Origin of the sequence: Streptomyces sp. SP18CS02, from assembly GCF_036322365.1 — a bacterium.
Lineage (GTDB): Bacteria > Actinomycetota > Actinomycetes > Streptomycetales > Streptomycetaceae > Streptomyces.
Window position 1 is genome coordinate 1 of sequence record NZ_JAQYXC010000189.1, and the last position, 300, is coordinate 300.

Sequence of the window (300 nt, forward strand, 5' to 3'; positions counted from 1 at the left end):
CCGACCTGAAGAACAACCCGTTCGCTCCGACCACCGCCCCACCTGTCGGTCCCGCCTTGCACCGGGGCACCTTCACCCTCACCGAGACGGCCGACACCTTACTCCACCTCGACGGCTGGGCCAAGGGCACCGCCTGCATCCACGTCATCCACCTCGGCCCCTACTGGTCCCGGGGCCCCCAGCACTCGCTCTACGTCCCCGGGCCGGTCCTGCGCCCCGGAGTCAACGAGATCACCGTGCTGGAACTGCACGCCGCTCCCCACGCCCGCACCGTGGACCTCAAGGACACGGCCGACCTCG

The 300-nt window shown here is 70.3% G+C and carries 1 pseudogene; it reads left to right on the forward strand.

Going from position 1 to position 300, the window contains the following annotated elements:
• Window positions 1–300: pseudogene (locus PUR26_RS01985) on the forward strand (beta-galactosidase); the annotation flags it as partial.